The 23,488-nt window shown below is 64.7% G+C and carries 25 protein-coding genes; 15 read left to right on the forward strand and 10 right to left on the reverse strand.

The features are described from left to right. Nucleotides 1–68: 68 nt before the first annotated feature. The 7 genes from ACTIFP_RS10175 to ACTIFP_RS10205 all read right to left on the reverse strand — a co-directional run bounded on the left by ACTIFP_RS10175 (nt 69) and on the right by ACTIFP_RS10205 (nt 7,949). Nucleotides 69–548, reverse strand: a complete 480-nt coding sequence (locus ACTIFP_RS10175) for a tetratricopeptide repeat protein (RefSeq protein WP_439568603.1) — start codon at nt 546–548, stop codon at nt 69–71. Further along, a complete protein-coding gene (locus tag ACTIFP_RS10180) occupies nt 545–4,540 on the reverse strand; it encodes an RHS repeat domain-containing protein (protein WP_439568604.1) in 3,996 nt (1,331 codons plus the stop codon). The genes ACTIFP_RS10175 and ACTIFP_RS10180 overlap by 4 nt, the downstream gene beginning before the upstream one ends. A gap of 74 nt (nt 4,541–4,614) precedes the next feature. After that, the gene (locus ACTIFP_RS10185; RefSeq protein ID WP_439568605.1) at nt 4,615–4,839 is read right to left on the reverse strand and encodes a hypothetical protein; all 225 of its coding nucleotides are present in this window, start codon (nt 4,837–4,839) and stop codon (nt 4,615–4,617) included. A 235-nt stretch (nt 4,840–5,074) separates the two neighbouring features. Continuing rightward, nucleotides 5,075–5,455, reverse strand: coding sequence for a hypothetical protein (locus ACTIFP_RS10190; protein ID WP_439568606.1), 381 nt, complete (start codon nt 5,453–5,455; stop codon nt 5,075–5,077). Between the two features lie 23 nt (nt 5,456–5,478). Beyond that, on the reverse strand, nt 5,479–6,891 hold the full coding sequence (fumC, locus tag ACTIFP_RS10195; protein WP_439568607.1) for a class II fumarate hydratase: 1,413 nt from the start codon (nt 6,889–6,891) through the stop codon (nt 5,479–5,481). Next, entirely contained in the window at nt 6,888–7,199 is a 312-nt protein-coding gene (locus ACTIFP_RS10200; protein ID WP_439568608.1) for a hypothetical protein, read from the reverse strand. The genes fumC and ACTIFP_RS10200 overlap by 4 nt, the downstream gene beginning before the upstream one ends. A 267-nt stretch (nt 7,200–7,466) precedes the next feature. Continuing rightward, entirely contained in the window at nt 7,467–7,949 is a 483-nt protein-coding gene (locus ACTIFP_RS10205; protein WP_439568609.1) for an SspB family protein, read from the reverse strand. Between the two features lie 87 nt (nt 7,950–8,036). On the opposite strand from ACTIFP_RS10205, the gene hisB reads away from it, so the two are divergent. The 5 genes from hisB to ACTIFP_RS10230 all read left to right on the forward strand — a co-directional run bounded on the left by hisB (nt 8,037) and on the right by ACTIFP_RS10230 (nt 12,412). Next, nucleotides 8,037–8,624 carry an imidazoleglycerol-phosphate dehydratase HisB gene (gene hisB / locus ACTIFP_RS10210; RefSeq protein WP_439568610.1) on the forward strand — a complete coding sequence of 196 codons (588 nt, stop codon included), beginning with the start codon at nt 8,037–8,039 and terminating at the stop codon, nt 8,622–8,624. Between the two features lie 106 nt (nt 8,625–8,730). Then, nucleotides 8,731–9,336 (forward strand): imidazole glycerol phosphate synthase subunit HisH, encoded by a 606-nt coding sequence (gene hisH / locus ACTIFP_RS10215; RefSeq protein ID WP_439568611.1) that lies wholly within the window; start codon nt 8,731–8,733, stop codon nt 9,334–9,336. Nucleotides 9,337–9,481: 145 nt separating this feature from the next. Next, nucleotides 9,482–10,210, forward strand: a complete 729-nt coding sequence (gene hisA / locus ACTIFP_RS10220; RefSeq protein WP_439568612.1) for a 1-(5-phosphoribosyl)-5-[(5-phosphoribosylamino)methylideneamino]imidazole-4-carboxamide isomerase — start codon at nt 9,482–9,484, stop codon at nt 10,208–10,210. Between the two features lie 118 nt (nt 10,211–10,328). Beyond that, a complete protein-coding gene (gene hisF, locus ACTIFP_RS10225; protein ID WP_439568613.1) occupies nt 10,329–11,093 on the forward strand; it encodes an imidazole glycerol phosphate synthase subunit HisF in 765 nt (254 codons plus the stop codon). Between the two features lie 230 nt (nt 11,094–11,323). After that, a complete protein-coding gene (locus tag ACTIFP_RS10230; RefSeq protein ID WP_439568614.1) occupies nt 11,324–12,412 on the forward strand; it encodes a calcium:proton antiporter in 1,089 nt (362 codons plus the stop codon). 139 nt (nt 12,413–12,551) lie between these two features. On the opposite strand, the gene ACTIFP_RS10235 is transcribed toward ACTIFP_RS10230, so the two are convergent. Beyond that, a complete protein-coding gene (locus ACTIFP_RS10235) occupies nt 12,552–13,688 on the reverse strand; it encodes a beta-ketoacyl-ACP synthase III (RefSeq protein ID WP_439568615.1) in 1,137 nt (378 codons plus the stop codon). A 193-nt stretch (nt 13,689–13,881) separates the two neighbouring features. Between ACTIFP_RS10235 and ACTIFP_RS10240 the strand changes: the two genes are divergently transcribed. Then, a complete protein-coding gene (locus ACTIFP_RS10240; RefSeq protein WP_439568616.1) occupies nt 13,882–14,433 on the forward strand; it encodes a hypothetical protein in 552 nt (183 codons plus the stop codon). A gap of 37 nt (nt 14,434–14,470) precedes the next feature. Here ACTIFP_RS10240 and ACTIFP_RS10245 read toward each other — a convergent pair whose 3' ends face one another. After that, complete coding sequence (locus ACTIFP_RS10245; RefSeq protein WP_439568617.1) at nt 14,471–15,238, reverse strand: sulfite exporter TauE/SafE family protein; 768 nt, start codon at nt 15,236–15,238, stop codon at nt 14,471–14,473. A 123-nt stretch (nt 15,239–15,361) separates the two neighbouring features. Next, complete coding sequence (locus ACTIFP_RS10250) at nt 15,362–16,288, reverse strand: LysR family transcriptional regulator (protein WP_439568618.1); 927 nt, start codon at nt 16,286–16,288, stop codon at nt 15,362–15,364. Between the two features lie 83 nt (nt 16,289–16,371). Here ACTIFP_RS10250 and ACTIFP_RS10255 point away from each other — a divergent pair, with 83 nt between their 5' ends. The 9 genes from ACTIFP_RS10255 (at nt 16,372) to ACTIFP_RS10295 (ending at nt 23,488) form a co-directional block, all read left to right on the forward strand. Next, complete coding sequence (locus ACTIFP_RS10255) at nt 16,372–16,707, forward strand: hypothetical protein (protein ID WP_137752014.1); 336 nt, start codon at nt 16,372–16,374, stop codon at nt 16,705–16,707. Nucleotides 16,708–16,942: 235 nt separating this feature from the next. Beyond that, complete coding sequence (locus ACTIFP_RS10260) at nt 16,943–17,707, forward strand: SDR family NAD(P)-dependent oxidoreductase (protein WP_439568619.1); 765 nt, start codon at nt 16,943–16,945, stop codon at nt 17,705–17,707. Nucleotides 17,708–17,720: 13 nt separating this feature from the next. Then, nucleotides 17,721–18,368 (forward strand): glutathione S-transferase family protein, encoded by a 648-nt coding sequence (locus tag ACTIFP_RS10265; protein WP_439568620.1) that lies wholly within the window; start codon nt 17,721–17,723, stop codon nt 18,366–18,368. Then, nucleotides 18,365–19,345, forward strand: coding sequence for a thiamine pyrophosphate-dependent dehydrogenase E1 component subunit alpha (locus tag ACTIFP_RS10270; RefSeq protein ID WP_439568621.1), 981 nt, complete (start codon nt 18,365–18,367; stop codon nt 19,343–19,345). Before ACTIFP_RS10265 ends, ACTIFP_RS10270 begins: the two co-directional genes overlap by 4 nt. Further along, complete coding sequence (locus ACTIFP_RS10275; RefSeq protein ID WP_439568622.1) at nt 19,342–20,331, forward strand: alpha-ketoacid dehydrogenase subunit beta; 990 nt, start codon at nt 19,342–19,344, stop codon at nt 20,329–20,331. Before ACTIFP_RS10270 ends, ACTIFP_RS10275 begins: the two co-directional genes overlap by 4 nt. A gap of 4 nt (nt 20,332–20,335) precedes the next feature. Next, nucleotides 20,336–20,566, forward strand: a complete 231-nt coding sequence (locus ACTIFP_RS10280; RefSeq protein ID WP_439568623.1) for a biotin/lipoyl-containing protein — start codon at nt 20,336–20,338, stop codon at nt 20,564–20,566. After that, a complete protein-coding gene (locus ACTIFP_RS10285; RefSeq protein WP_439568624.1) occupies nt 20,563–20,958 on the forward strand; it encodes a nuclear transport factor 2 family protein in 396 nt (131 codons plus the stop codon). Before ACTIFP_RS10280 ends, ACTIFP_RS10285 begins: the two co-directional genes overlap by 4 nt. A 3-nt stretch (nt 20,959–20,961) precedes the next feature. Continuing rightward, the gene (locus ACTIFP_RS10290; RefSeq protein WP_439568625.1) at nt 20,962–22,593 is read left to right on the forward strand and encodes an FAD-dependent oxidoreductase; all 1,632 of its coding nucleotides are present in this window, start codon (nt 20,962–20,964) and stop codon (nt 22,591–22,593) included. A 1-nt stretch (nt 22,594) separates the two neighbouring features. Then, nucleotides 22,595–23,488, forward strand: a complete 894-nt coding sequence (locus ACTIFP_RS10295; protein ID WP_439568626.1) for an SDR family oxidoreductase — start codon at nt 22,595–22,597, stop codon at nt 23,486–23,488.

Genomic DNA, 23,488 nt, shown 5'->3' on the forward strand with positions numbered 1-23,488 from the left:
CCTGTCACCGTAATTCCAACGGATTGATTTAGGGGTTTAGTTAACTGTCACCGTAATCGCGTAATTTTCTACAGCAGTTTTAACCTATAAGGGGGTGATATATTCTCTTGCATTTGCTTGGACCGAAGTTTCCATGCCTCTGCTAACTTCATGTCGTAAGGAACGATCTTCCCTTCACTATAGTATTGGGACAGCTGGTCGCAAGACGCCGTATCTCCTAGCAATGCTGCCCTCATATACAAGGAAAAAGCTTTTTTTTGGTTTTTCCTTACAAACTTTCCATAGTCATATGAAACGGCCAAATCGAACAAAGCCTCAGGAATGTTCGATGTTTCAAGTGATTTTAGTAAAGATACTCCCTTTTTTTCATCTCGTTCAATAAAATCATTTCCGTTCAGATACCAAGTGGCCAAGGCATAGGTAGCTCTCAAGTCTCCCATTTTTTTAGCTTCGACCAATAAATCATGCGCCTGTAGAAAATCTGGCTTTTCTCTGCGGCAAATATCTAGTGCCTTTGCATATTCATCCGTAGTGTATTGTAAAATCATATCTCGCTTCCAATGGGCTCAAGCGACGCAATTAAGGGGCCGCACGAAGGGGATCTAATCGGGTTGTACGGCCCACATGGGTCAAATGGAATTATCAAGGGCGGAAAAAAAAGTGCTGGCGGCCAAGGCGCTCTCCAGCCCGGCGGGCGAGCACGGGGGACTCTCCGGGCCTTGTCTCCCTTCTCGCCGCCTTTATCGATGCCTTTTCTGGCCTTACCCTTTTCATGTTTTCCTTTAGTAGAGGGTCGCTTTCCTTTTTTGTGTTCGCTTGCTGCCAAGGTCACGCAAACCGTAATATCATCGCAATTGGCAGGTGCGGCGCCTTCGGCGGCTCCTCCACCTTCACTATCGTGGCCGCCCCGCGCTCCGATGTTTGCGCCGCCGATGTTTCCTGGAGGTGTGACTGGTGCCGATACGGGCCTCACCCCTTTGACATCTATTGGAGGACCGTCATATTGCTCCTCGGACAGTCCCCATGGGTCAATAAAATTCACCGGATCCCCGCCAACATAATCATACCAGTTCATCCCATCGGCATAACCAATCGGATCCGTCTGCATGAAGCGCCCAAGCGTCGGCGAGTACATCCGCGCCTTATAATACCAAAGCCCGACCTCGGCCAGCCACGCCTGCCCGGTATAGCCGAACCGCCCGACATTGCCCGCGCCGGGAATGCCATATTCGTCGTAAGCGTTGATCGCGATCGTCGCGCCCGCGCTGTCGGTGACGCTGACGATGCTGCCGCGCTCGTCGGCCATCAGGAACCGCCGGTCGCCCGTCCCCGACCCTTCGTACCAGACGATCGGATTGTCGATGCCGGGGCCGTGGACATAGCGGCGGGTCGTCGTCCCCGCACCGTCATATTCCGCGATCAGGTCGGTGCCGTCATATTGGAACCGCGTCGTCGTGCCCGACTTGGCGGTCTCGTAAAGCCGCCCCAGCGGATCATAGGCCAATGACGCACCGCCGGGGCCGGTCTGGAGCCGATTCTCCGCCGAATAGGCATAAGTATCGCTGCCCGAACTGGTCAGATTGCCGCGCGCATCATAGCCCAATGCGGTACCACCCGCCGCCGTCAGCTGGTTCAGGCCATTCGCCGTATAGCCGCGATCGACATTATAATGGCCGCCCCACGCATAGGCATCATTGCCCCGCGTCGCGTTCGCAATCTGGCTCGCCGGATTATAGGCGAAGGTCTGCGCCAGATCATGCGTCGTCGCCCCGCCGCCCAGATCGTTGGTCAGGCTGGCCAGCCGCGATACCGGGTCATAGCCAAAGCTCTGGATGCCGCCATTGCCAAATGTCACGCTGGTCCGACGACCAAGATTGTCGAACGCATAGGAGGCCAAAACCCCAACGCCGCTCGCCGCGCCATTCTCGCGGATCGCTGTCACGTTGCCCACGACGTCATAGTCCGTATTGATCGTCAGCGCCGAACCCGAATAAGTCATGCTCGTCGGCCGACCCGCGCTGTCATGGCCGTAGCTGAGCCAGCCCAGAGGTGTCATCTGACCAATGACATTGTTCAGCGCGTCGTAGTGGAAGGTTTGCGTCAATCCACCCTGGATCAACCAAGCCGGTCGGCTAAGCAGATCATAGCCATATTGCGCGTCAGGGTCTGTTCCCGGCTGATCTTTCCAGACGAGCCGGTTCAGATTGTCATAGCCATAACCAATGCTCGTCCCATCGCGCAGCCGCCGGCTCGTCACATTGCCATTCGCGTCATAGCCCAGCTGCTCATAATCGCCCGCATTGACCGCATTCGCCCCCTTGATCGCCGAGGGATATTCGGTCTTCGCCAACCGGTCGTGACCGTCATAGCTGTATCCGGTACGATTATTCTCGGCATCGATCGCATGCGCGACGCGGCCGTTGGCGGTGTAGCCCGCGGTCGCCTCGTCGGCCTGCTGCGCGGTGCCATAGGCCGCCTGCACCTTGGTCACCCGCCCCGCGGCATCATAGCTGGTCTTGGCGATGCGATCGGGGCCATGGCTGCCCGTCGTGCCAAGCGAACACGCGCCGGGCAGCGAGCCGAAGGTCGCGGGGTTCATCCGCTGCACGCTGCAATCGACCCGGCCGAGCGCGTCATAGCTCGTCTGCGCCGCCGCATAAGTGGTGCCGCCCGCCGTCAGTTCGGTCTTCACCGGCCGCGCGTTGGCGTCATAAGTGACCGCGACCTGCTCCTGCGACGAGAAACCGGCCCAGGCGGTATCGCCCGCATCGTCGACGCTGCCGACTTCCTTCATCGTCAGCCCGTCATTGCCATAGGTCATCCGCTGCGCCGTCGGCTTGCGCGCCCCGCCGCCGTCGGGATCGGGGCCGACGACCCCGGTCAGCCGCCGCCCGCCGTCGTAGCGATAGGTCGTGGTGTCGCCCGCGCCCGCCAGCGCGCCGTCGATCGTCTTCACATCGCCCCTGGGGTCATAGGTCACCGCGGTGGCCGCCGACACGCTGCCGTCGCCCGCCGCCTGCGTCACCGACGACGGCAGGGTGTTGGCATTATAGGCGATCACCGTCTTCGCTTCGTTCGCCGTCCCCGCGCACGACGCGCCCGCTTGGCATCGCGACACCCCGGTGAGCAGGTGGACGCCGCCGGTCAGCGTGTATGTATAGCGCGTCTGCGGCCGCACGCCGCCCGCGTCGGCGGGGGCGGTTACGGTCAGCACGCCGCCGTGCGTGGCATCGTACGTGTAATCGGTCTGATTGCCCTTGGCATCGCGCGTCCATTCGGGGCTGTTGCAGGTGACCGGATTGGCGCAGCTCGCGGCATAACCCGCGCTCGTCACAATGTCGGCCAGCCCCGATCCGGGCTTGGCCTTCAACGTCGTGCTGGTCACATTGCCGCGCGCGTCATAGGCGTACACCGCCTGATTGCCCTCGGGCTGGGTGATCTGGGTCAGGCGGCCAAAGCCGTCATATTGAAACCCCGTCGTCTGGCTCAGCGCGTTGGTGACCGACGTCGGACGCCCGATCGTCATGTCCGACACCACCGTCGTCGCCTGGCTCAGCGCGTTGGCGACGATTGTCGTCGCGGTGCTGCCCGACACCGAACGGCTGTAATTGGTGGTCACCCCGTCGCGGACGACCGACGTTACCGTGCCGAACGATCGGTTGATTGTCGTCGTATCGCTCGCGGCGCCGGGGCGGCGGATCGCCGACACGGTCGATCCCGCGCCCGAAATGCGCCAGCTGCGCCCCGCCATATCGGTGACGTCGGTGACGTTCGTCGCGGGGTAGGCATAGGTGACGCCGCCCTGCGACGCGGGGCCGACCGCGCTGTTGTAAAAATCGGCGCGCGTGCGGCGGTGCCAGTCGGGGTGCGGCCCCGAACTCCCGGCGCTGCCGTCCAGCGCATAGGTAAAGGCGATCGCATAGCCGGCGTTGTTGCTGATCTGGTTCAATCGCACCGAATCGATCGTGCAATAGACTTCTTCGCCGATGGGGACGTCGGGGCAGATCTGCCATTGGTCATAGGCCAGGCTGACCGCCTTGCCGTCGGGCGCGGCGATCGCGGCCGGTACCCAGGCGCAGGATTGCGTCGTGGTCGGCGCACAATTGGGGTCGCGGCGCATGAATTCGGTCGTGGTGCCATCGGCGGCGCGGTGGACGAATGTTCCGCCGACCAGCGTCAGCGTCGATCCGTTCGCCTGCTGCGACGTCCCGCCGTTGAACCATTCGGTGCGTCCGCCGAACGCCACCGATCGATTGACCGAAAATTCGTTCAGCATCACCGAATCCCAGCGATGGCCGTTGAACCCGCTGGTCCACGGCCCGTCGCGGACCAGTTCCAGTTCCGATTCGCCCGCGCCGATTGACCCTTCGACCAACCCCATGACATAATCGCCATGGGTCAGGTCGACGCCGTTCGCGTCCAGGTTGCGATAGGTCGGCGCGATCTGCGCCATCGCCGGCGCCGCAAGGCCGGTGCACAAGATGGTCGAAAGGCACAGCCGCGCAACGCAGCCGCGCCCTTTGCCCGAAGTGGACAGCATGATATTTCTCCTGATTGGGGGATATTGACCTGATGGTGCCGCGCCCTGCCGCCGGGGTGGGGCGCGGCGGCCGCTTACGGCGGCGGGTTGGGCGAGTTGGTCGTTTTCAGCCGGGTGCGGTTGTCGGCCTTGTCATGCTCGTAATCGACCGTGACATTGTTGTTCACGCTGCCGGTGCGCACGACCTTGCTCAGTCGGCCCTTCGCGTCATAGCTGTAGGTGACGGTCTCCGCCGCGACCGCCGGGGACATTCCGCCCAGCAGCACGGGGGCCGCAAGCAGCAGCCGATCAATCTTCATCGATTTTCTCCTGATTTCATGAGTTTCCGATGCGACTGCACCGTCGACTCATTGCGGCACGGACAAAGCGAAGCGCAAGAAAATGGGCCGAAACTCCCGAAGGAGCCGGCCCAGATCGCAATTGTCCATGATGCGAACTTTGTGCCACATCAGCGTCACGATGTCAAGAAAAATAACCTATTTGGCAAATATCTGGATATGGCTCAGCCCGCGGCGTGATCACAGCTGGCTGCCGTCAATGGAGTGCGGGGCGCCGTCCGTCGGTGTCGACCGGGATCGCCGGGGGCAGCGCGTCGCCCATCGTCTGGCCGTCGGGCGGCGTGTTCGCCGTTTCACCCGCGATGCCGGCATAGGGATCGACGATCCCGGCGCGTGCGATGTCGGGGTCGATCGCGTGCGCGGCTTCGGCGGCCTGCCGCGCTTCGGCGCGCTCGGCCCATTTCTTGGTCAGATACCCCGCCGCGGCCCATGCGGCGAGCGCGGCATAGCGCTGCGGGAACAGCCGCCGCGCCGCGAACAGCGCGCCGGCGCCGATCACGGCGCCCGCGACCGGGTGATTGCCCTTTTGCTTTCCGATGGCGCTGCCCAGAACGCCGCCAACGATCCTGCCAATCATGCCCGTGTCTCCTTCTGCCGCTATCAATCCGCGGATGGGGCTTTGGGTTCCGATCCCAACATCGTCCGCGGGTCGACCAGCCGGTCAAAGGTCGCGGCATCGACATAACCCAGCGCCAGCGCCGCCTCCTTCAGCGTGCTGCCGCTGTCATGCGCGTGCTTGGCGATCTTCGCCGCCCGGTCATAACCGATTGCGGGGGCGAGCGCGGTGACGAGCATCAGCGACCGGTCGACCAGCTCGGCGATGCGCCCCCGATTGGGTTCGATCCCCGCGACGCAGCGCTCGGCAAACCCTGTCATCCCGGTGCTCAGCAGGTCGATCGAGCGCAGCACATTGGCGCCGATCAGCGGTTTGAACACGTTGAGCTCCAGATGCCCCTGCATCCCGCCGACGGTCACCGCCTGATGGTTGCCGATCACTTGGCCCGCGACCATCGTCAGCATTTCGCACTGGGTCGGATTGACCTTGCCCGGCATGATCGAGCTGCCCGGTTCGTTCGCCGGCAGTTCGAGTTCGCCGAGTCCCGCGCGCGGTCCCGATCCGAGCAGGCGGATGTCGTTGGCGATTTTGGTGAGGCTGACGGCCAACGTGTTGAGCGCCCCGGAAAACTCCACCAGCGCGTCGTTGGTCGCCAGCGCCTCGAACTTGTTATCGGCAGCGTGAAACGCAATTCCGGTCAATGCGCTGATTTCGAACGCGAAATCTTCGTCGAACCCCGCCGGGGCATTCAATCCGGTGCCCACCGCAGTCCCGCCCTGGGCCAGGTCGTAAAGGTGAATAACGGCGCTTGTGATCCGGGTCGACGCCTTTGCCAACTGCCAGCCATAGCCGGAAAATTCCTGCCCCAATGTCAGCGGCGTGGCATCCTGCAGGTGGGTGCGCCCGATCTTTACCAGATCGCGCCATTGCTGGGCCTTGTCGGCGATGGCGTCGTGCAGCCTGCGCAGCGCCGGGGTCAATCGATCGCGCGTCGCAAGGCTCGTCGCGACATGCAGCGCGGTCGGAAAACTGTCGTTCGACGACTGGCTCATATTGACATGATCGTTGGGATGCACCGGCGCCTTGCCCCCGCGCTGCCCGGTCAGCACCTCATTGGCGCGCCCGGCGATCACTTCGTTGACGTTCATGTTCGACTGGGTGCCGCTGCCCGTCTGCCAGATGGTCAGCGGGAACTGGTCGTCATGCTCGCCCGCCACCACTTCCGCCGCCGCCGCCTCGATGGCGTCGGCCAGCTTGGGATCCAGGCCATGCTTGCGGTTCACCCGCGCCGCCGCCTGCTTGACCAGCGCCAGCGCATGAATGATCCCGATCGGCATCCGCTCGTGCGCGCCAAAGGGGAAATTCTCGATCGATCGCTGGGTCTGCGCCCCCCAATAGGCGTCGGCCGGAACCTCGACCGCACCGATGCTGTCGGTCTCGGTTCGCGTTCCGCTCATCCCACCAGCATCCGCGTCACCAGCACCGACCCCGCCCAGATCATCGCGACCAGCCCCAGCAACTGCCAATAACCGGTTTCGCCGACCCGGCGGCGCAGCCAGGCGGCGATCAGCCAGACCAGCACGAGCGCGGGGGTCAGGATCATCAGGCTGAACCGCAGCAGGCCGTCGGCAATCTGGCCGCGCGAGGTCGCTTCCTCGAACAGGCTATAGCCCTCGACGCTCCACCAAAAGGCGGCGGTCAGCACCAGCATCCCCGCGAGGGCCCAATATTGCCAGAACCGGCTGGGGGGCCATGGCGGTGCCATCAGGGCCAGACTCCGCCCGTAACGCCTTCGAGGCGTCGAAATGGCGAAGACATCGGGATTGGGTGGCCGCAGCGGCTAGTGGTTCTAACCGCAAGGCCACCCAATCCCGAGATCGAAGCCATTTCGGCGTCCTTTCGGGATTTGACCGATTTTGTCCATGGCCGCGTCAGCGAGCCTTGGGATATATTCATATGCCTGCGCCTCGCTTCCTCGCCCTGAACAAAATCGCCTCAAACCTCGAAGGCGTTACGGGCGGAGTCTGGCCCCTTATTTCCGCTTGCCGAAATCCACCGTCACGACGTTCGACCCATCCTCGCTCACCGGGTCGGGGCGGTCGTTGTCGGCCTCGTCATGCGGTTCGGGCTGGGCGGCATCGTCGTCGCTGACCTGGAATTGCAGCCCGAAATCGACCGACGGATCGACGAAGGCGGTGATCGCGGCATAGGGGATGGTCAGGATCGACGGCGTCTGGTTGAACGACAGGCCGACGCTGAAATGATCTTGGCCGACCTTCAGGTCCCAGAAACGGTTCTGCAGCACGATCGTCATTTCGTCGGGGAATTTGGCGATCAGGTGCGCCGGAATATCGACCCCCGCGGCCTGCGTCTTGAACGTGATATAGAAATGATGCTCACCGGGCAGGCTGTCATAGCCCTCGACCTGGCCCAGCACGCGGCCGACCACGGCGCGCAGCGCATCCTGCACGATTTCGTCATAGGGAATCAGGCTGTCGCGGACTTCGTCACTCATGGGCGAGGGGGATGAACGGACGGGGCGGGTGGGTCAAGGGGGGAGAGTCGCCTTGCATGGCGAAAAGTGGGTGCTATGGGGCAGGTCATGCGAACCGCCACCGTCCAGCGCACGACCAAGGAAACCGACATCGCGATCGCCGTCAACCTCGACGGCACCGGCGATTATGCGGTTTCGACCGGCATCGGTTTCCTCGACCATATGGTCGAGCAATTGTCGCGCCACTCGCTGATCGACATTTCGATGCAGGTAAAGGGCGACCTCCACATCGACCAGCACCACACGGTCGAGGATTCGGCGCTCGCGCTCGGCGAAGCGGTGGCCCAGGCGCTCGGCGACAAGCGCGGCATCGCGCGCTATGGCGAGGCGCATGCGCCGATGGACGAAACGCTGACGCGCTGCGTGCTCGACATTTCGGGGCGCCCGCACTGCGTTTACAAGTCCGGCTTTTCGCAGCCGCGGCTGGGCGAGATGGACACCGAGATGTTCCCGCACTGGTTCCACAGCTTTGCCCAGACCGCGGGCATCACGCTGCACATCGAGACGCTCTACGGCGAGAATAATCACCATATTGCCGAAAGCATGTACAAGGCGCTGGCGCGCGCGCTGCGCCAGGCGGTGGAAATCGACCCGCGCAAGGGCGACGCGATCCCCTCGACCAAGGGGGTGCTGTGATTCTCCCCTCCCGCTTGCGGGAGGGGTCGGGGGAGGGCCTGTTTCAGGCCACCGCCGCTAGACAGACATGCCCTCCCCTAACCCCTCCCGCAAGCGGGAGGGGGACTTGACCATTGCCCTGATCGACTATGGCGCGGGCAATCTTCGCTCGGTGCATAATGCGCTCGTCGCCGCGGGCGCCGACGGCGTGGTGGTCACCGCCGACCCCGATATTGTCGCCAAGGCCGACCGGATCGTGCTGCCCGGCGTCGGCGCTTTTGCCGCGTGCATGAGCGGGCTGTCCGCCATCGACGGATTGATTGAAGCGATGGAACGTCGCGTGCGCGGCGAGGGCGCGCCTTTCCTCGGCATCTGCGTCGGCATGCAATTGCTCGCCGACGCGGGCGAGGAGCATGGCACGCACACGGGCCTCGGCTGGATCGGCGGCACCGTCCGCGCCTTTGCCCCCGCGCCGGGGCTGCGCATCCCGCACATGGGCTGGAATGATGTTGTGCCGACCGCCCCGCACCCGGTGATCGCGGCGGGCGAGGCCTATTATCTCCACGGCTATCATTTCGCCGATGCCGCCGATGTTGCGGCGACCAGCACCCACGGCGCGACGTTTACCGCCGCGGTGGCGCGGGACAATATCGTCGGGGTCCAATATCATCCCGAAAAAAGCCAGGCCTACGGCCTCGCAACGCTTGAAAGGTTTTTGAAGTGGCGGCCATAGCGTCCGCCCTTTCCTTCAGGGGAGGGCAGCGAGACTTGGCGGCTTGCTGCCTAGTCGCAGCGGGTGGGGGCCAGCGGCCTCGCACTACTCTGCCACCCCCCACCCCAACGCCTCCCCTGAAGGGGACGGGCTTTAGGAACGCATTATGCCCCTGACCATCTTCCCCGCGATCGACCTCAAGGGCGGGCAGGTCGTGCGGCTGGCCGAAGGCGATATGGATCGCGCGACCGTCTATGGCGATGATCCGGCGGCGCAGGCGCGGCTGTTCGCCGCCGCCGGCGCGAGCCACCTCCACGTCGTCGATCTCGACGGCGCCTTTGCGGGCGAAAGCGTCAACGGCGCCGCGGTCGAAAGCATCGTCGCGGCCTTCCCCGGCAAGGTGCAGGTCGGCGGCGGGATCCGGAATCGCGAAGGCGTCGACCGCTGGCTCGCGCTCGGCGTCGCGCGGGTGATCATCGGCACCGCGGCGCTGAAAGACCCGGAATTCGTCAAATCGGCGGCGCGTGATCTGCCCGGGCGCATCATCGTCGGGGTCGACGCCCGCGACGGCATGGTCGCGACCGAGGGCTGGGCCGACGTCTCCGACGTCCGCGTCGAGGATCTGGCGCGGCGGTTCGAGGATGCCGGGGTAGCGGCGCTGCTGTTCACCGACGTCGGCCGCGACGGATTGCTCAAGGGCTGCAATGTCGAGGCGACGGTGGCGCTGGCGCGGTCGGTCGATATTCCCGTGATCGCATCGGGCGGCGTCGCCGACTTGCGCGACATCCACGCGCTGCGCCCGCATGTCGACGACGGTATCGAAGGCGTCATCACCGGGCGCGCGCTCTACGACGGCCGCCTGGACTTGGCTGAAGCGATTGCAGCGGGGCGGTGATGAGCAATCTCCATCCTGCTCCCCGGCGAAAGCCGGGGTCCAGAGCGCCACAAAACCTGCGTTGCGTGATTACGCCCTGGGCCCCGGCGTTCGCCGGGGAACAGGAAAGGGTGTCCGCATGACCGTCCGCGTCCGCGTCATCCCCTGCCTCGACGTCGCCGACGGCCGCGTCGTCAAGGGCGTCAATTTCGTCGACCTGCGCGATGCCGGCGACCCGGTCGAGGCGGCGCGCGCCTATGACGCCGCGGGCGCCGACGAACTGTGCTTCCTCGACATCAGCGCCAGCCATCAGGGCCGCGGCACCTTGCTCGATATGGTCAGCCGCACCGCCGCGGTCTGCTTCATGCCGCTCACCGTCGGCGGCGGGGTGCGCAGCGCCGACGACGCGCGCGCGCTGCTGCTCGCGGGCGCCGACAAGGTCGCGGTCAACAGCGCCGCGGTCGCGCGCCCCGAACTCGTCGCCGACATCGCCGACCGCTTCGGCAGCCAGTGCGCGGTGGGCAGTATCGATGCACGCCGGGTCGCGGACGGCCGGTGGGAAATCTTCACCCACGGCGGGCGCCAGCCGACAGGGATCGACGCACTCGAACATGCCGCCCGCCTCGCCGAACTCGGCGCGGGCGAATTGCTCGTCACCAGCATGGACCGCGACGGCACCAAGGACGGTTACGACCTCGCACTCACCCGCGCCATCGCCGACGCGGTCAGCGTCCCGGTGATCGCGTCGGGCGGGGTCGGCAATCTCGACCATCTCGTCGCGGGCGTCATCGACGGGGGCGCCAGCGCCGTCCTCGCCGCCAGCATCTTCCACTTCGGCGAAGCGACGATCGCCGATGCCCATGCGCGCCTCGCCGCGGCCGGATTGCCCGTGCGGTCGCACTGACCCCCTTCCCCCTTGATGGGGGAAGGATACGAAGCCTTGCGTCTTCAGGCGCTAGGCGCAGTTGGATGGGGGTGAGGGTGCGTCCTTGCACCGTCGCACCAGGGCGATACCGCTGCGACTAAGCCAGCAAGCTGGCAAGTCTCGCTGCCTCCCCCATCAAGGGGGAGGTATTCGGGCTTTCTGGCGGTTGAGGGGTGGCGCCGGGGGGACCGGCCTGCAATAGAAGCCGCATGACTTCCAAACTCCGCCTCGCCGACCGGACCCACGATTTCTTCCCGATCCTCGGCCTTGTCGCGGCGCTCGCCAGCCTTGCGATGCCGCTCAATGCCTGGCTGGTCGCGATCATCCTGATGGGCGCGGTCGTCGCGGCGGTGCATCATGCCGAGGTGATCGCGCACCGCGTCGGCGAACCGTTCGGCACGCTGATCCTCGCGCTCGCGGTGACGGTGATCGAGGTCGGGCTGATCCTCACCCTGATGCAGGCCGAACCCGAAAAGGCGCAGACGCTGGCGCGCGATACGGTGTTCGCCGCGGTGATGGTGATCGTCAACCTGCTGATGGGGCTGTGCCTGCTCAGCGGCGCGATCCGTCATCATGAACAGCGGTTCCAGCGGACCGGGATCGGCGCCGCGCTCGCGACGCTGACCGTGCTGACCGTCGTGACGCTGGTGCTGCCCAATTTTACGTCGAGCGTGCCCGGTCCCTTTTATTCGGCGACCCAGCTCGGCTTCGTCGCGGCGGTCTCGTTGATCCTTTACGGCACCTTCGCGCTGGTCCAGACGGTTCGGCACCGCGACTATTTCCTTCCCGACGGCGATGCCGACGGCGACGGCGTGCCCGACGCGCATGCCGAACCGCCGACGATCCAGCGCACCGCGATCTCGGGCGCGCTCTTGCTCGCCAGCCTGTTCGCGGTGGTGCTGCTGGCCAAGAATCTGTCGCCGGTGATGGGATCGCTGCTCGCCGAATGGGGCGCCCCGCCGGCGGTGCTCGGGGTGCTGATCGCGGCGCTGATCCTCGCGCCCGAGGGGCTGGCGGCGGTGCGCGCGGCAAAGGCCGACCGCCTCCAGACCAGCCTCAATCTCGCCCTGGGCTCGGCGCTCGCGACGATCGGTCTCACCATCCCCGCCGTTGCAATCCTGTCGATCGTCACCGACCTTCCGATCAGCCTCGGCCTCGACGCCAAATCGACGGTGCTGCTGTTCCTGTCGCTGATCGTCGCGTCGCAGACGCTGGCGAACGGTCGCACCACGGTGCTGCAGGGGGTGATCCACCTGATGCTGTTCGCGATCTATCTGTTCACTACGTTCGTGCCGTAGAACTGACATCTCTTATTCTCGTCATGCTGAACTTGTTTCAGCATCCATGGCCTGCGCTCTGGTTCGCCGCCGCGGTTGAGGCGAGATCGGGCCATGGACCCTGAAACAAGTTCAGGGTGACGAAGCAAAAAAAGGTGGTTCAGGTCTTCCGCACAAACACCGTCCCCGCGCTATACCCCGCGCCGAACGAACAGATCAGCCCGGTGTCGCCCGCGACCATGTCTTCATGGTTCAGGTGAAAGGCGATGATCGATCCCGCGCTCGACGTATTGCCATAGGTGTCGAGCACGGTCGGGCTTTCGTCCTCGCTCGCCTCGTGCCCCAAGACCCGCTGCGCGATCAGCCGGTTCATATTGGTGTTCGCCTGGTGAAGCCACAGCCGCCGCATGTCGGCGCCTTCAAGGCCCAGCACCTCCATCTGCTCGACGATCATGTTGGCGACCATCGGCACGACCTCCTTGAACACCTTGCGGCCTTCCTGGACGAACAATTTGTCGCTTTTCGGCCCGTCCTGCTCGATCGCGCCATGGGCGCGGTTGAGGAAGCCGAAATTGTTGCGGATATTGTTCGAAAAGACGGTCTTCAATTTGGTGCCGAGGATGTCCCAATGCCCCGCGGGCGCGATTTCCTTGTCCTCGACCAGGATCGCGGTCGCGACATCGCCAAAAATGAAATGGCTGTCGCGGTCGCGCCAGTTGAGGTGCCCCGAACAAATCTCGGGATTCACCACCAGCACGCTTTTCGCGTGCCCGGCGCGGATATAATCGGCGGCGGTCTGGATGCCAAAGGTCGCCGAGGAGCAGGCGACATTCATGTCGAAACCAAAACCGTCGATGCCCAGCGCATCCTGAATCTCGACCGCCATCGCGGGATAGGCGCGCTGCATGTTCGACGCCGCGCACAGCACCGCATCGACCTCGCCGGCATCGCGGCCGGCGCGTGCCAGCGCGTCGTTCGCCGCGGCAACGCCGATTTCGGCGAGGATCGACAGCTCGTCATTGCTGCGTTCGGGCAGCCGCGGTGCCATATGTGCGGGGTCAAGAATACCCGCTTTGTCGACGACGAAGCGCGATCCGATGCCGCTCGCCTTTTCGATAAATTCGACACTGGACTCAGTCAGTTCGGCGATTTCGCCCGCCGCGATCGCCGCCGCATTTTCTCTATTGTGCAGCGCAACATAAGCGTTAAAACTGGCGACAAGTTCTTCGTTGGCGATGCGTTCGGCGGGGGTGAAAAGGCCGGTGGCGGAAATGACCGGCTGCGGAGTGTGCGACATGATGGACCTGCGGTGTCTTATGGTTTCAGGACACGCTGATTAGGCCCGCTGGCGCCGCCGCGCAACGCCCCTCGATCAGGCTGAACATATCCCGACGCGATGGTTAACCGGCCGCTAACCATTTTAGTGGCAGATTGCAGAATTGCAGGCCTCCGGGGGGATGGCTCCCCGGGCGCCGTGCGGGAGCACGACCATGGCGACGCGTTCGGGACCGGCAGCCGGTGATCTGTCGATTGCGGAAATCAAGGAATTCGCAGGCTTCCCTGCGGCGACGCAGCGGTACATCCGCCGCTCGCTCGACATTGGGCTGGAACGCGACGACGCGATCGCCCGCTGGTCGCGCGACATGGTCGAGGAAACCGCGATCCGCGTCCAGGCGCGCGTCTATCAGCGGATCACCGATATTCGCGCCCATATTCCCGACGACAGCGGCCTCGACGCGCTCGAACATTTCATGGCGCCGCTGGTCGCGGTGTCGGCGTTCGACCTGGGGCAGGACCGCCTGCCGGGTTTTGCTTCCTACCGCTTTCTGTACGAACGGTTGCTCGGTGCGCATGCGCGGCCGTGGCTGCCCGGCGCCTTCTGCGCTGCCGCGTCGCTGCCGCATCTGCACCCCGACAAGCGGCGTTTGCTGCTCCAGTCGATCAGCGAAGCCGCCGCGACCGCACCCGGCTGGTCGGCGCGCGAACCGAGCTTTTACCCCGAATGGGTCGAAAAGATCGACGAGACCAAACCGGCGAATTGAGAGGTTGGTCGGCTATTGCGGCAAACCGGCCCTTTGCTCAGATCAACGCCCGATACAGCCCAAACGCACTCGTAGCGGTCAGCACCACCCCGACCATCACCAGCATGATCTTGGGCGAAAAGCGCTTGGCCATATAGGCGCCGAGCGGGGCCGCGGCGACCCCGCCGATGATCAGGCCGAGCGTCGGGCCAAGGATTTCCTCGAACCCCAGATTGGCGATAAACGCCACCGACACCGCGACCGCCAGGAAAAACTCGACGCTGTTGACGGTGCCGACGATCTTGCGGGGTTCGCCGCCCTGGACGAGCAGGTTCGAGGTGACGACCGGACCCCAGCCGCCGCCGCCCGCGGCATCAAGGAAGCCGCCGACGACCGCCAGCGGCGCAACCACCTTGGGCTTCGAGATTTTCGGGGGATACAGCAGGCCGCGCACCAACAGCCAGACGCCGATCAGCACCAGATACCCGAGCACGAACGGCTTCACGACATCGGCGTGAAGCGACGTCAGGACATAGGCGCCCAGCACCCCGCCGATCACGCCCGGAATCAGCAGCCGCCAGAACAGCGGCCAGTCGATATTGCGATGGAGCAAATGGCTGATCCCCGACGCGCCGGTCGTGAAAATCTCGACGACATGGATGCGCGCCGATGCGGTGGCGGGCGGCACCCCGAGCACCGCGACGAGCAGCGTGTTACAGATCACGCCGAATGCCATGCCCAGCGCGCCATCGACCAGCTGCGCGGCAAAGCCGATCAGGATGAACGGCAACAGGGCGGTAAAGTCGATTGCCGCGAATTCCATCATCTAACATCCCAACCCTTTTAGTTGACAACCTGCTGCCGGGATTTGCGCCGCTATGCGAGTCCAATTTTTCTGCTGCCGGTGAAGGGATTTGTTTCCGCGCCCAGCCGAACGCCCCATCCAGCGTCAGCGGTTCAGGTCTTCGGGCAGATGGTCGCGCGCATAATCGATGAAGGCGCGCAATTTGGGCATCACCTGCTTGCGGCTGGGATAATAGAGGAACAGCCCCGCGGTCGACACGGCGCGTTCGCCCATCACGATCTCCAGCTCTCCCCGCTCGATATGCTCCTTCAACACCGGCTCGGCGGTCATGCCCAGCGCGACGCCGCTGCGCACCGCCATGATCATCGCCGACTGCTCGTTGACGATCACCGGGCCGGTCACCGCGACTTCGACCTCGCGATTGCCCTCCATGAATGACCAAGGGAGCAGCCCGCCGCTCGCCAGGCGCAGCCGCACGCAGCGGTGATGGCGCAGATCGGCCAGGTCCCGCGGTCGGCCATAGCGCTCGAGATAGGCGGGAGCGCCAAAGACGGTAAAGCGGAAGGGCGTCGTCAACCGCACCGCGATCACGTCGGCGTCGAGCGATTCGCCCATCCGCACCCCGGCGTCGAACCCCCCGGCGCTCAAATCGCTGAGGCCGTCGTCGCCAAAGATTTCGAGTTCGATGTCGGGATAGGCGTCGCAGAAACCCGCCAGTATCGGTTCGAACATCGGCTGGATCGCGCCGCGCATCAGGTTGATACGCAGCCGCCCGGCGGGCCGGTTGCCCAGATTGCGCGCCGCTTCATAGGCTTCGGCCAGCCCCGAATAGGCGGGCGCGGCGCGTTCGAAAAACATCTCGCCTGCCTGGGTCAGCCCGACGCTGCGCGTCGTGCGCATGAACAAAGGCGCGCCGACGCGTGCCTCCAGCCCCTTGATCGTCTGGCTGATCGCCGAGGGTGAGACGCCAAGATCGGATGCGGCGGCGGAAAAGCTGCGCCTTTCCGCGACGCGCAGGAAAGCTTCGATCCCGTCGAGCGCCCCATGGGGGATTGTTAAATCCTGCTTCAAAGCACTTGCAGATTATAGAGGATTATCTATGTGCGCAACCGCGCCTAAAAAGGTTGCACAACGAAACGAAAGGAACCTCTCCCATGGCCTATCAGATCTCCTCTTTCCGCCGCTTTCCCGCCGCTTTCGCCATCGTCGCCGCATCGGCGCTGGCCTTCACCGGCCTGATGGCAACCGCAACCCCCGCTTACGCCCAGTCGGGTAGCGACTATCGCTGCGCCGGTCTGGCCGAACAGGCCCATGTCGCCGCAACCGGCGTCGACGGCGGCAAGCAGGCGAGCGCCAAGCGCTTCGTTTCGACCGGCAAGAAGCTGTGCGAAGCAGGCAACGAACGCGCCGCCGCCAAGCAGTTCCGCGCCGCGCTGAAGATCGCCGGCGTCGCCGAAGTCGAAACCGACAGCCAGATGGCGTCGCGCTAAGACGAGCCGCTAAGCCAGACACGACACCAATCTCCGGACCGTCCTCTCCCTCTCCCCGACGGTTCCACTAAACTGGGGCGGCACTCGTACAGAGGCCGCCCCATTTGTTTGTGCGGGACTCTTGTCGCCCCGACGCCGAAAATGGCATAGATCGATCCGCGCTCCCATTTTTGCTGATGTCCCTGCGCGGTCCAGCCCGATACTCTCCTCGCCAAAATGACATGAGGAGGATGCGATGGACCTGGGTCTCAAGGGCAAGAAAGTCATCATGAACGGCGGCGCGCATGGTCTGGGGCTCGCTTCGCTCAAGATTTTTGCCGCCGAGGGCGCCGACGTCGCCTTTTTCTCGCGCGACGCCGACAAGGTGAAGGCGGCGGTCGCGGCGATCGATGCGGCGGGGCCGGGCAAGGTCCATGGCGACCAATTCGACATGACCGGCAACCCCGACGGCTATCGCGCCTGGCTCGAAAAGGCGCGCGACACGCTCGGCGGCTGCGACATCTTCATCCACACCGCCAGCTCCTCGGGGCAGGGCGCGACCGGCGACTGGCAGCGCGGGCTCGACATGGACGTCATGGGCGCCGTTCACGGCGTTGAGACGCTGACCGAGGCGCTGGCGGCGTCGGGGTCGGGATCGATCATCTTCATGTCGTCGACCGCGGCGGTCGAGACCTTCATCGTGCCGCAGGCGTTCAACGCGCTGAAAGCCGCGCTGATCACCTATGGCTCGCAATTGAGCCAGGCGCTCGCGGCGCAGAATATCCGCGTCAATATCGTCTCGCCCGGCGCGATCTATTATCCCGGCGGCAATTGGGAGGTCATCAAGTCGGCGGTCCCTGCGCTCTATGACGCGACCTTGGCGCAAATGCCGATGGGGCGGTTCGGCGAGGCGGAGGAAGTGGCAAAGGGAATCGTCTTCATGGCCTCGCCCGCCTGTCCCTATATGACCGGCGCACATCTGGTGATCGACGGCGGCTTCACCAAGCGCGTCCAGTTTTGATCGGGGGGCGGCGATGAAACTCTATCAATCACTCGGCCCCAATCCGCGCGTGGTGCTGATGTACCTTGCCGAAACGGGGGTGGCGGTCGATCGCCAGTTCATCGACATCATGGCGGCCGAGAACCGGCAGCCGGAGTTTTGCACGAAGAGCCCGCTCGGGCACACGCCTTTGCTCGAACTCGACGATGGCAGCTGTATCGCGGAGAGCATAGCGATCTGCGAATATCTCGACGAGACGGCGGCAGGGCATGCGTTGCTCGGCGCGACGGCGGAGGAACGCGCGAAGACGCGCATGTTGGCGCGGATCGTCGACCAGCTTGTCGTCGTGCCGATGACCGCGGGTTTCCGCGGCGCTGAGGGTCTCCCGATGTTCCAGAGCCGGATGCTCTGCCTGCCCGATGCCGCAGCCGATCTGAAGCGGCTTGCCGCCGATGGGCTCGCGTCGGTCGACAACATGATCGGCGCCGGGCCGTGGGCGCTCGGCGCACGTTTCAGCCTCGCTGACATCATCCTCTATTCCTTTGTCGAGTTCGGCGCGATGGTCGGGCAGCCGCTCGATCCGGCGCTCGCCAATTTGGCCACTTGGCGCGAGCGCGTCGCGGCCCGCCCAAGTGCTGCCGCCAGCGCCAACCCCAAACTGGGCATCGGAGAGCCTGCATGACCGAAACGACGATCGATCGCGAAAAACTGCGCGACATATACACCCGCACGATGCGCGTCGCGCGCGCCGACGAGAAATTCCGTTCGCTGCTGATGACCGGCAAGCTCGCGGTCATCTATTACACCGTGCGCGGGCAGGAACTGGTGTCGGCGGCGGCGATGGCGGCGCTGAACCAGGACGATTATCTCGTCACAACGTACCGCGGCCAGCACGACCAGATCGCCAAGGGGGTGCCGCTGAACCCCTTGTTCGCCGAGATTGCGGGCAAGGTCGGCGGCACCTGCCGCGGCAAGGGCGGGTCGATGCACATCACCCATCCCGAAACCGGCGTGATGGTGACGACGGGGGTCGTCGGATCGGGGCTGCCAATCGCCAACGGCCTCGCGCTCGCATCGCAGAACCGTGGCGATGGCAAGGTAACGATGGTCTGCTTCGGCGACGGCGCAACCAATATCGGTGCGTTCCACGAGGCGATGAACATGGCGCAGCTGTGGAAGCTGCCGGTGATCTTCCTCTGCCAGAACAACCGTTACGGCGAGCACACCGCCTTTGCCGATCACACCAAGGTCGATTCGATCGTCACTCGCGCCAAGGCCTATGGGATGGCCGGGGTGCACGTCGACGGCAATGACGCGATCGCGATGTACAACACCACCAAGGCTGCGGTCGACCGCGCCCGCGCGGGCGAGGGGCCGACGCTGATCGAGGCGATGTGCTACCGGATGATGGGCCACTTCTTCGGCGCCGATTTTTCCTACATGCCGCCCGAGCATCTTGCCGAGATGGCCGCCGAAGATCCGCTGCCGCGACTCCGCCAGTTGATGCTCGACCACCAGTTCACCGAGGCCGAGCTCGACGCGATCGTCGCCGACCTCGACGCGCAGATGGACGCCGCCGCCGAGTTCGCCGCGAACAGCCCGCTGCCGGGGCCCGAGGAAATCCGCAAGGACGTCTTCGAAGAGGAGATCGCGGCATGACCCAGATCACGATGACACAGGCGATCAACCGCGCGATCGACGAAGCGATGGCCGAGGACGAAGGTGTGATCCTGCTCGGCGAGGATGTCGCGGCGAAGCAGGGCGGGGGCGTGTTCAAAATCTCGTCGGGGCTGACCGAGAAATATGGCGAGAACCGCATCCGCGCGACGCCGATTTCGGAGCAGGCGATCGTCGGCGCCTGCGTCGGCGCGGCGCTCGCGGGTTTCCGGCCGATCGCCGAGATCATGCTGATGAACTTTGTGACGGTCGCGATGGACCAGATCGTCAACCATGCCGCAAAGCTGCGCTTCATGTCGGGCGGGCAGACCAACGTCCCGCTGGTCATCCGCACCACGACCGGCGTCGGGGTCGGCTTCGGCGGTCAGCATTCGGACATGCTCGAGGCGTGGTTCGCGCATGTCGCGGGGTTGAAGATCGTCACGCCGTCGAATGCCGCCGATGCGCAGGGGCTGATGCGCGCCGCGATCGCGTGCAACGACCCGGTGATCTTTATCGAGAATATCCTCTGCTACGGCCTCAAATCCGACGATCCGGGGCCGGGGCATATCGTCCCGCTCGGCAAGGCGGCGGTGGCGCGCGAGGGGAACGACTGCACGATCATCACCTATGGCCGCACCGTGCTCGACGCGCTCGAAATCGCCGAGCGTTTGGCGGGCGAGGGGATTTCGGTCGAGGTGATCGATCTCAGGACCATCGCGCCCTATGACGAAGCGACTGTCACGGCGTCGGTCGAAAAAACCGGCCGCGCGGTCGTGCTCCACGAAGCGGTGAAGCAATATGGCACCGGCGCCGAGATCGCCTCGCGGCTGGGCGAAAAACTGTTCGGCAGGCTCAAAGCCCCAGTCACCCGCATTGGCGGCGCTTTCTCGGCGGTGCCGATGGCGAATGCGCTCGAACAGGCGTGGATCCCCAACAAGGATGCGATTGCCGATGCGGTGCGGACCGCGATGAACTGGAAGGGCTGAGGCGATGGCGGAAGAACTGCGCATCCCGAAGGTCGGCATGTCGGCGACCGAAATGACGCTGAACGAATGGATGTTCGGCGATGGCGAGCGCGTCGAAGTCGGCGACATCCTTTACACCGTCGAAACCGACAAGACGACCGTCGAGGTCGAGGCGCAGGTCGCCGGCATCATCCGCCCGATCGGGATCGAGGGCGAGGTTTATCCGGTCGGCGCGCTCGTCGGCACGATCGAATGACGAGTCCTCTCGAAGCCAGCAAGGCGATGTATGCCGCCGTCGCGCGCGGTGAGTGGGATGCGGTGGCCGATTTCATGGCCGACGACCTCGTGATCTACGAACCGACCTCGCTGCCTTACGGCGGCGAATGGCGCGGGCGCGATGCGCTGCAGCGGCTCTACGCGCATGTGATGACCTTCTGGGAAGACCCCGTCGTCCAGTGGCAGGAACTGGTCGGCGGCGAAAAACATGCTGTGGCGCTGCTTCACTTCACCGTGACCGCGAAATCGAGCGGCAAGCGGTTCGAGACCCATATCGCCGAGGTCACCAAGTTCGACGACGCGGGCAAGATGGCGTCGATGCGCATCCATTATTTCGACACCGCGCATATGGTCGAGCAATTGAAAGCGTAACACATGAGCGAAGCGCCGCACGTCATCGTCCTCGGCACCGGCGGCGCGGGCTTCACCGCGGCGATTTCGGCGCATGAAGCCGGTGCGCGCGTCTCGCTGTTCGAAAAAGGCGACCAGGTCGGCGGCACCACCGCCTGGTCGGGTGGGATGATCTGGATTCCGAACAATCACCATGAAGCGACGTTGGGGGTCGAGGACAGCCGCGCCAAGGCGCTCACCTATCTCATGTCGATGTCGCACGGCCTGATGCAGCAGCCTCTGGTCGAGGCCTTCCTCGACCACGGGCCGGAGATGGTCGCCTTTCTGGAGGCGAACACGCCGGTGCAATTCCGTCCGATCCCCGAATTTCCCGACTATCATGCCGAGTTTCCGGGCGGGATGCCGAACGGTGGCCGCTCGCTCGACTGCCCGCTCTATTCCTTTCACGAACTCGGCGAGTGGGCCGACAAGGTGACACTCTCACCCTATTATCCGATGCCCTATTTCTCGATCTACGACACCCCGCTGGGACAGGCGAAGCCGCAGCCGCTGGCGCCCGAGGAGCTGCAACGGCGGATCGATGGCGATTTGCGCGGCAGCGGGCAGGCGCTGGTCGGGCGGCTCTTGCGCGCCTGTCTCGATCGCGGGATCGAACCGCAGACCGGGCATCGCGCGGTGCGGCTGCTGATGGATGGCGATCGCGTGGCGGGTGTGGTGTTCGAGACGACCGACGGCGAGATCGAGGTCGCCGCCGATGCGGTGGTCCTCGCGACCGGTGGCTTCGAATGGGACGCCGATCTGCTCCGCGCTTTCATCCGCGGCCCGATGACGCACCCGCTCAGCCCGAAAACCAACACCGGCGACGGACTCAAGATGGCGATGCGTGTCGGCGCGATGCTCGGCAATATGCGCGAGGCGTGGTGGATGCCGGTCGCCGAAGTGCCCGAGAGCGAAAGTTCGACCGGCAAGACGCTCGTCGCGGGGCAGCGCAGCCTGCCGCATTCGATCATGGTCAACCGCGCGGGCCGGCGCTTCACCAACGAAGCGGCAAATTACAACGCGATCGGCGCGGCGTTCCACGATCAGGACGTCAGTGCTTTCGATTATGCCAACCTGCCGTGCTGGCTGATCTTCGATCAGCAATATATCGACCGTTTCGGCTTCGGCATGATCAGCGGCGAGCGCGGGGTGGCACCGCCGCAATGGGCGATGCGCGCCGAAAGTCTGCCCCAACTGGCGGCGCGGCTCGGCGTCGACGCCGACGCGCTCGATGCAACGGTCGAGCGCTTCAACACGCATTGCGCGACCGGGCGCGACCCCGATTTCGGACGCGGCGATGCGGCGCACGATCGCTGGTGGGGCGATCCCGACGGACGCGGCTCGACCGCCGCGACGCTGGGGCCGATTGGCAAGGCACCCTTCTTCGCAGTCGAGATCAAGAGCGGCGCGCTCGGCACCAAGGGCGGGCCGCAGACCGATGTGAATGCCCAGGTGCTCAGCGTTGATGGCGGGCCAATCCCGGGACTTTACGCGGCCGGCAATGTCATGGCCTCGGCAATGGGCATGACCTACGGCGGCCCCGGCGGGACGATCGCGCCGGGCATGGTGTTCGGTTATCTGGCGGGGCGCCATGCGGCCGGGCGGGGAGCGCATTGATATGCGGGTGATGGTGCTGGGGGCGTCGGCGGATCAGGGCATCCCATTGGTGCGGGCGCTGCTTGCGGCCGGGCACGAGGTGACCGCCGGCGCGCGTCGCCTCGATGCGATGGCGACCACGCCGTTTCCCGATCTGCCAACCGTCCACGCCGACATCGGCGACGGCGCGTCGCTCACGGCCGCCTTTGCCGGACAGGACGCACTCGCCTTTCACCTGCCGTTCGAATTCGACCGCGCCCGCGCCGCCGCTTATGGGCAGGCGATCGGAACCGCGGCCAAGGCGGCGGGGGTCGGCACGATCGTGTTCAACACCGCCTGTTTTGTCGCCGATCACGATCTGGATCTGTCGGCGCACGACGGGCGGCGCGACATCGAGGCCGCTTTGCAGGCGAGCGGCGCGCGCTGCTGCTTTGTCGAGCCCGTCGTGTTCATGGACAATATGATCCGCGTGTGGAGCAAGCCGTCGATCGCGCAGCGCGGCATCTTTGCCTATCCCGCCGCGCCGACGCTGCGCATCAACTGGGTGTGCCTCGACGATGTCGCCGCGGCGATGGTCGCGGCGCTGGAAACGCCGGACGCGCCGCTGCACCTGCCGCTCGGCGGCCCCGAAGCGCTGGTGGGCGACGAGGTCGCCGATCGCCTGTCGGCGGCGCTCGGCCGCCCGATCCGCTTTCTCAGCCTGGCGCCGGGCGAATTTGCCGCGCGCATGAGCGAGCTCGTCACCGGATCGCGCGAAATCCAGCCGCACAGCATCTATGACGGCATGGCCAAATTCTATTCCTGGTACAATAATCAGCCGGTGTCGCCGCTGATCGTCGATCCGGCGCCCGCGGCGCGGCTGGGGCTGACGCCGACGCCGCTCGTCGAATGGGCAAAGCGGCAGGATTGGGGCTAG

This window comes from Sphingopyxis sp., from assembly GCF_051861155.1.
Taxonomy (GTDB): Bacteria; Pseudomonadota; Alphaproteobacteria; order Sphingomonadales; family Sphingomonadaceae; genus Sphingopyxis.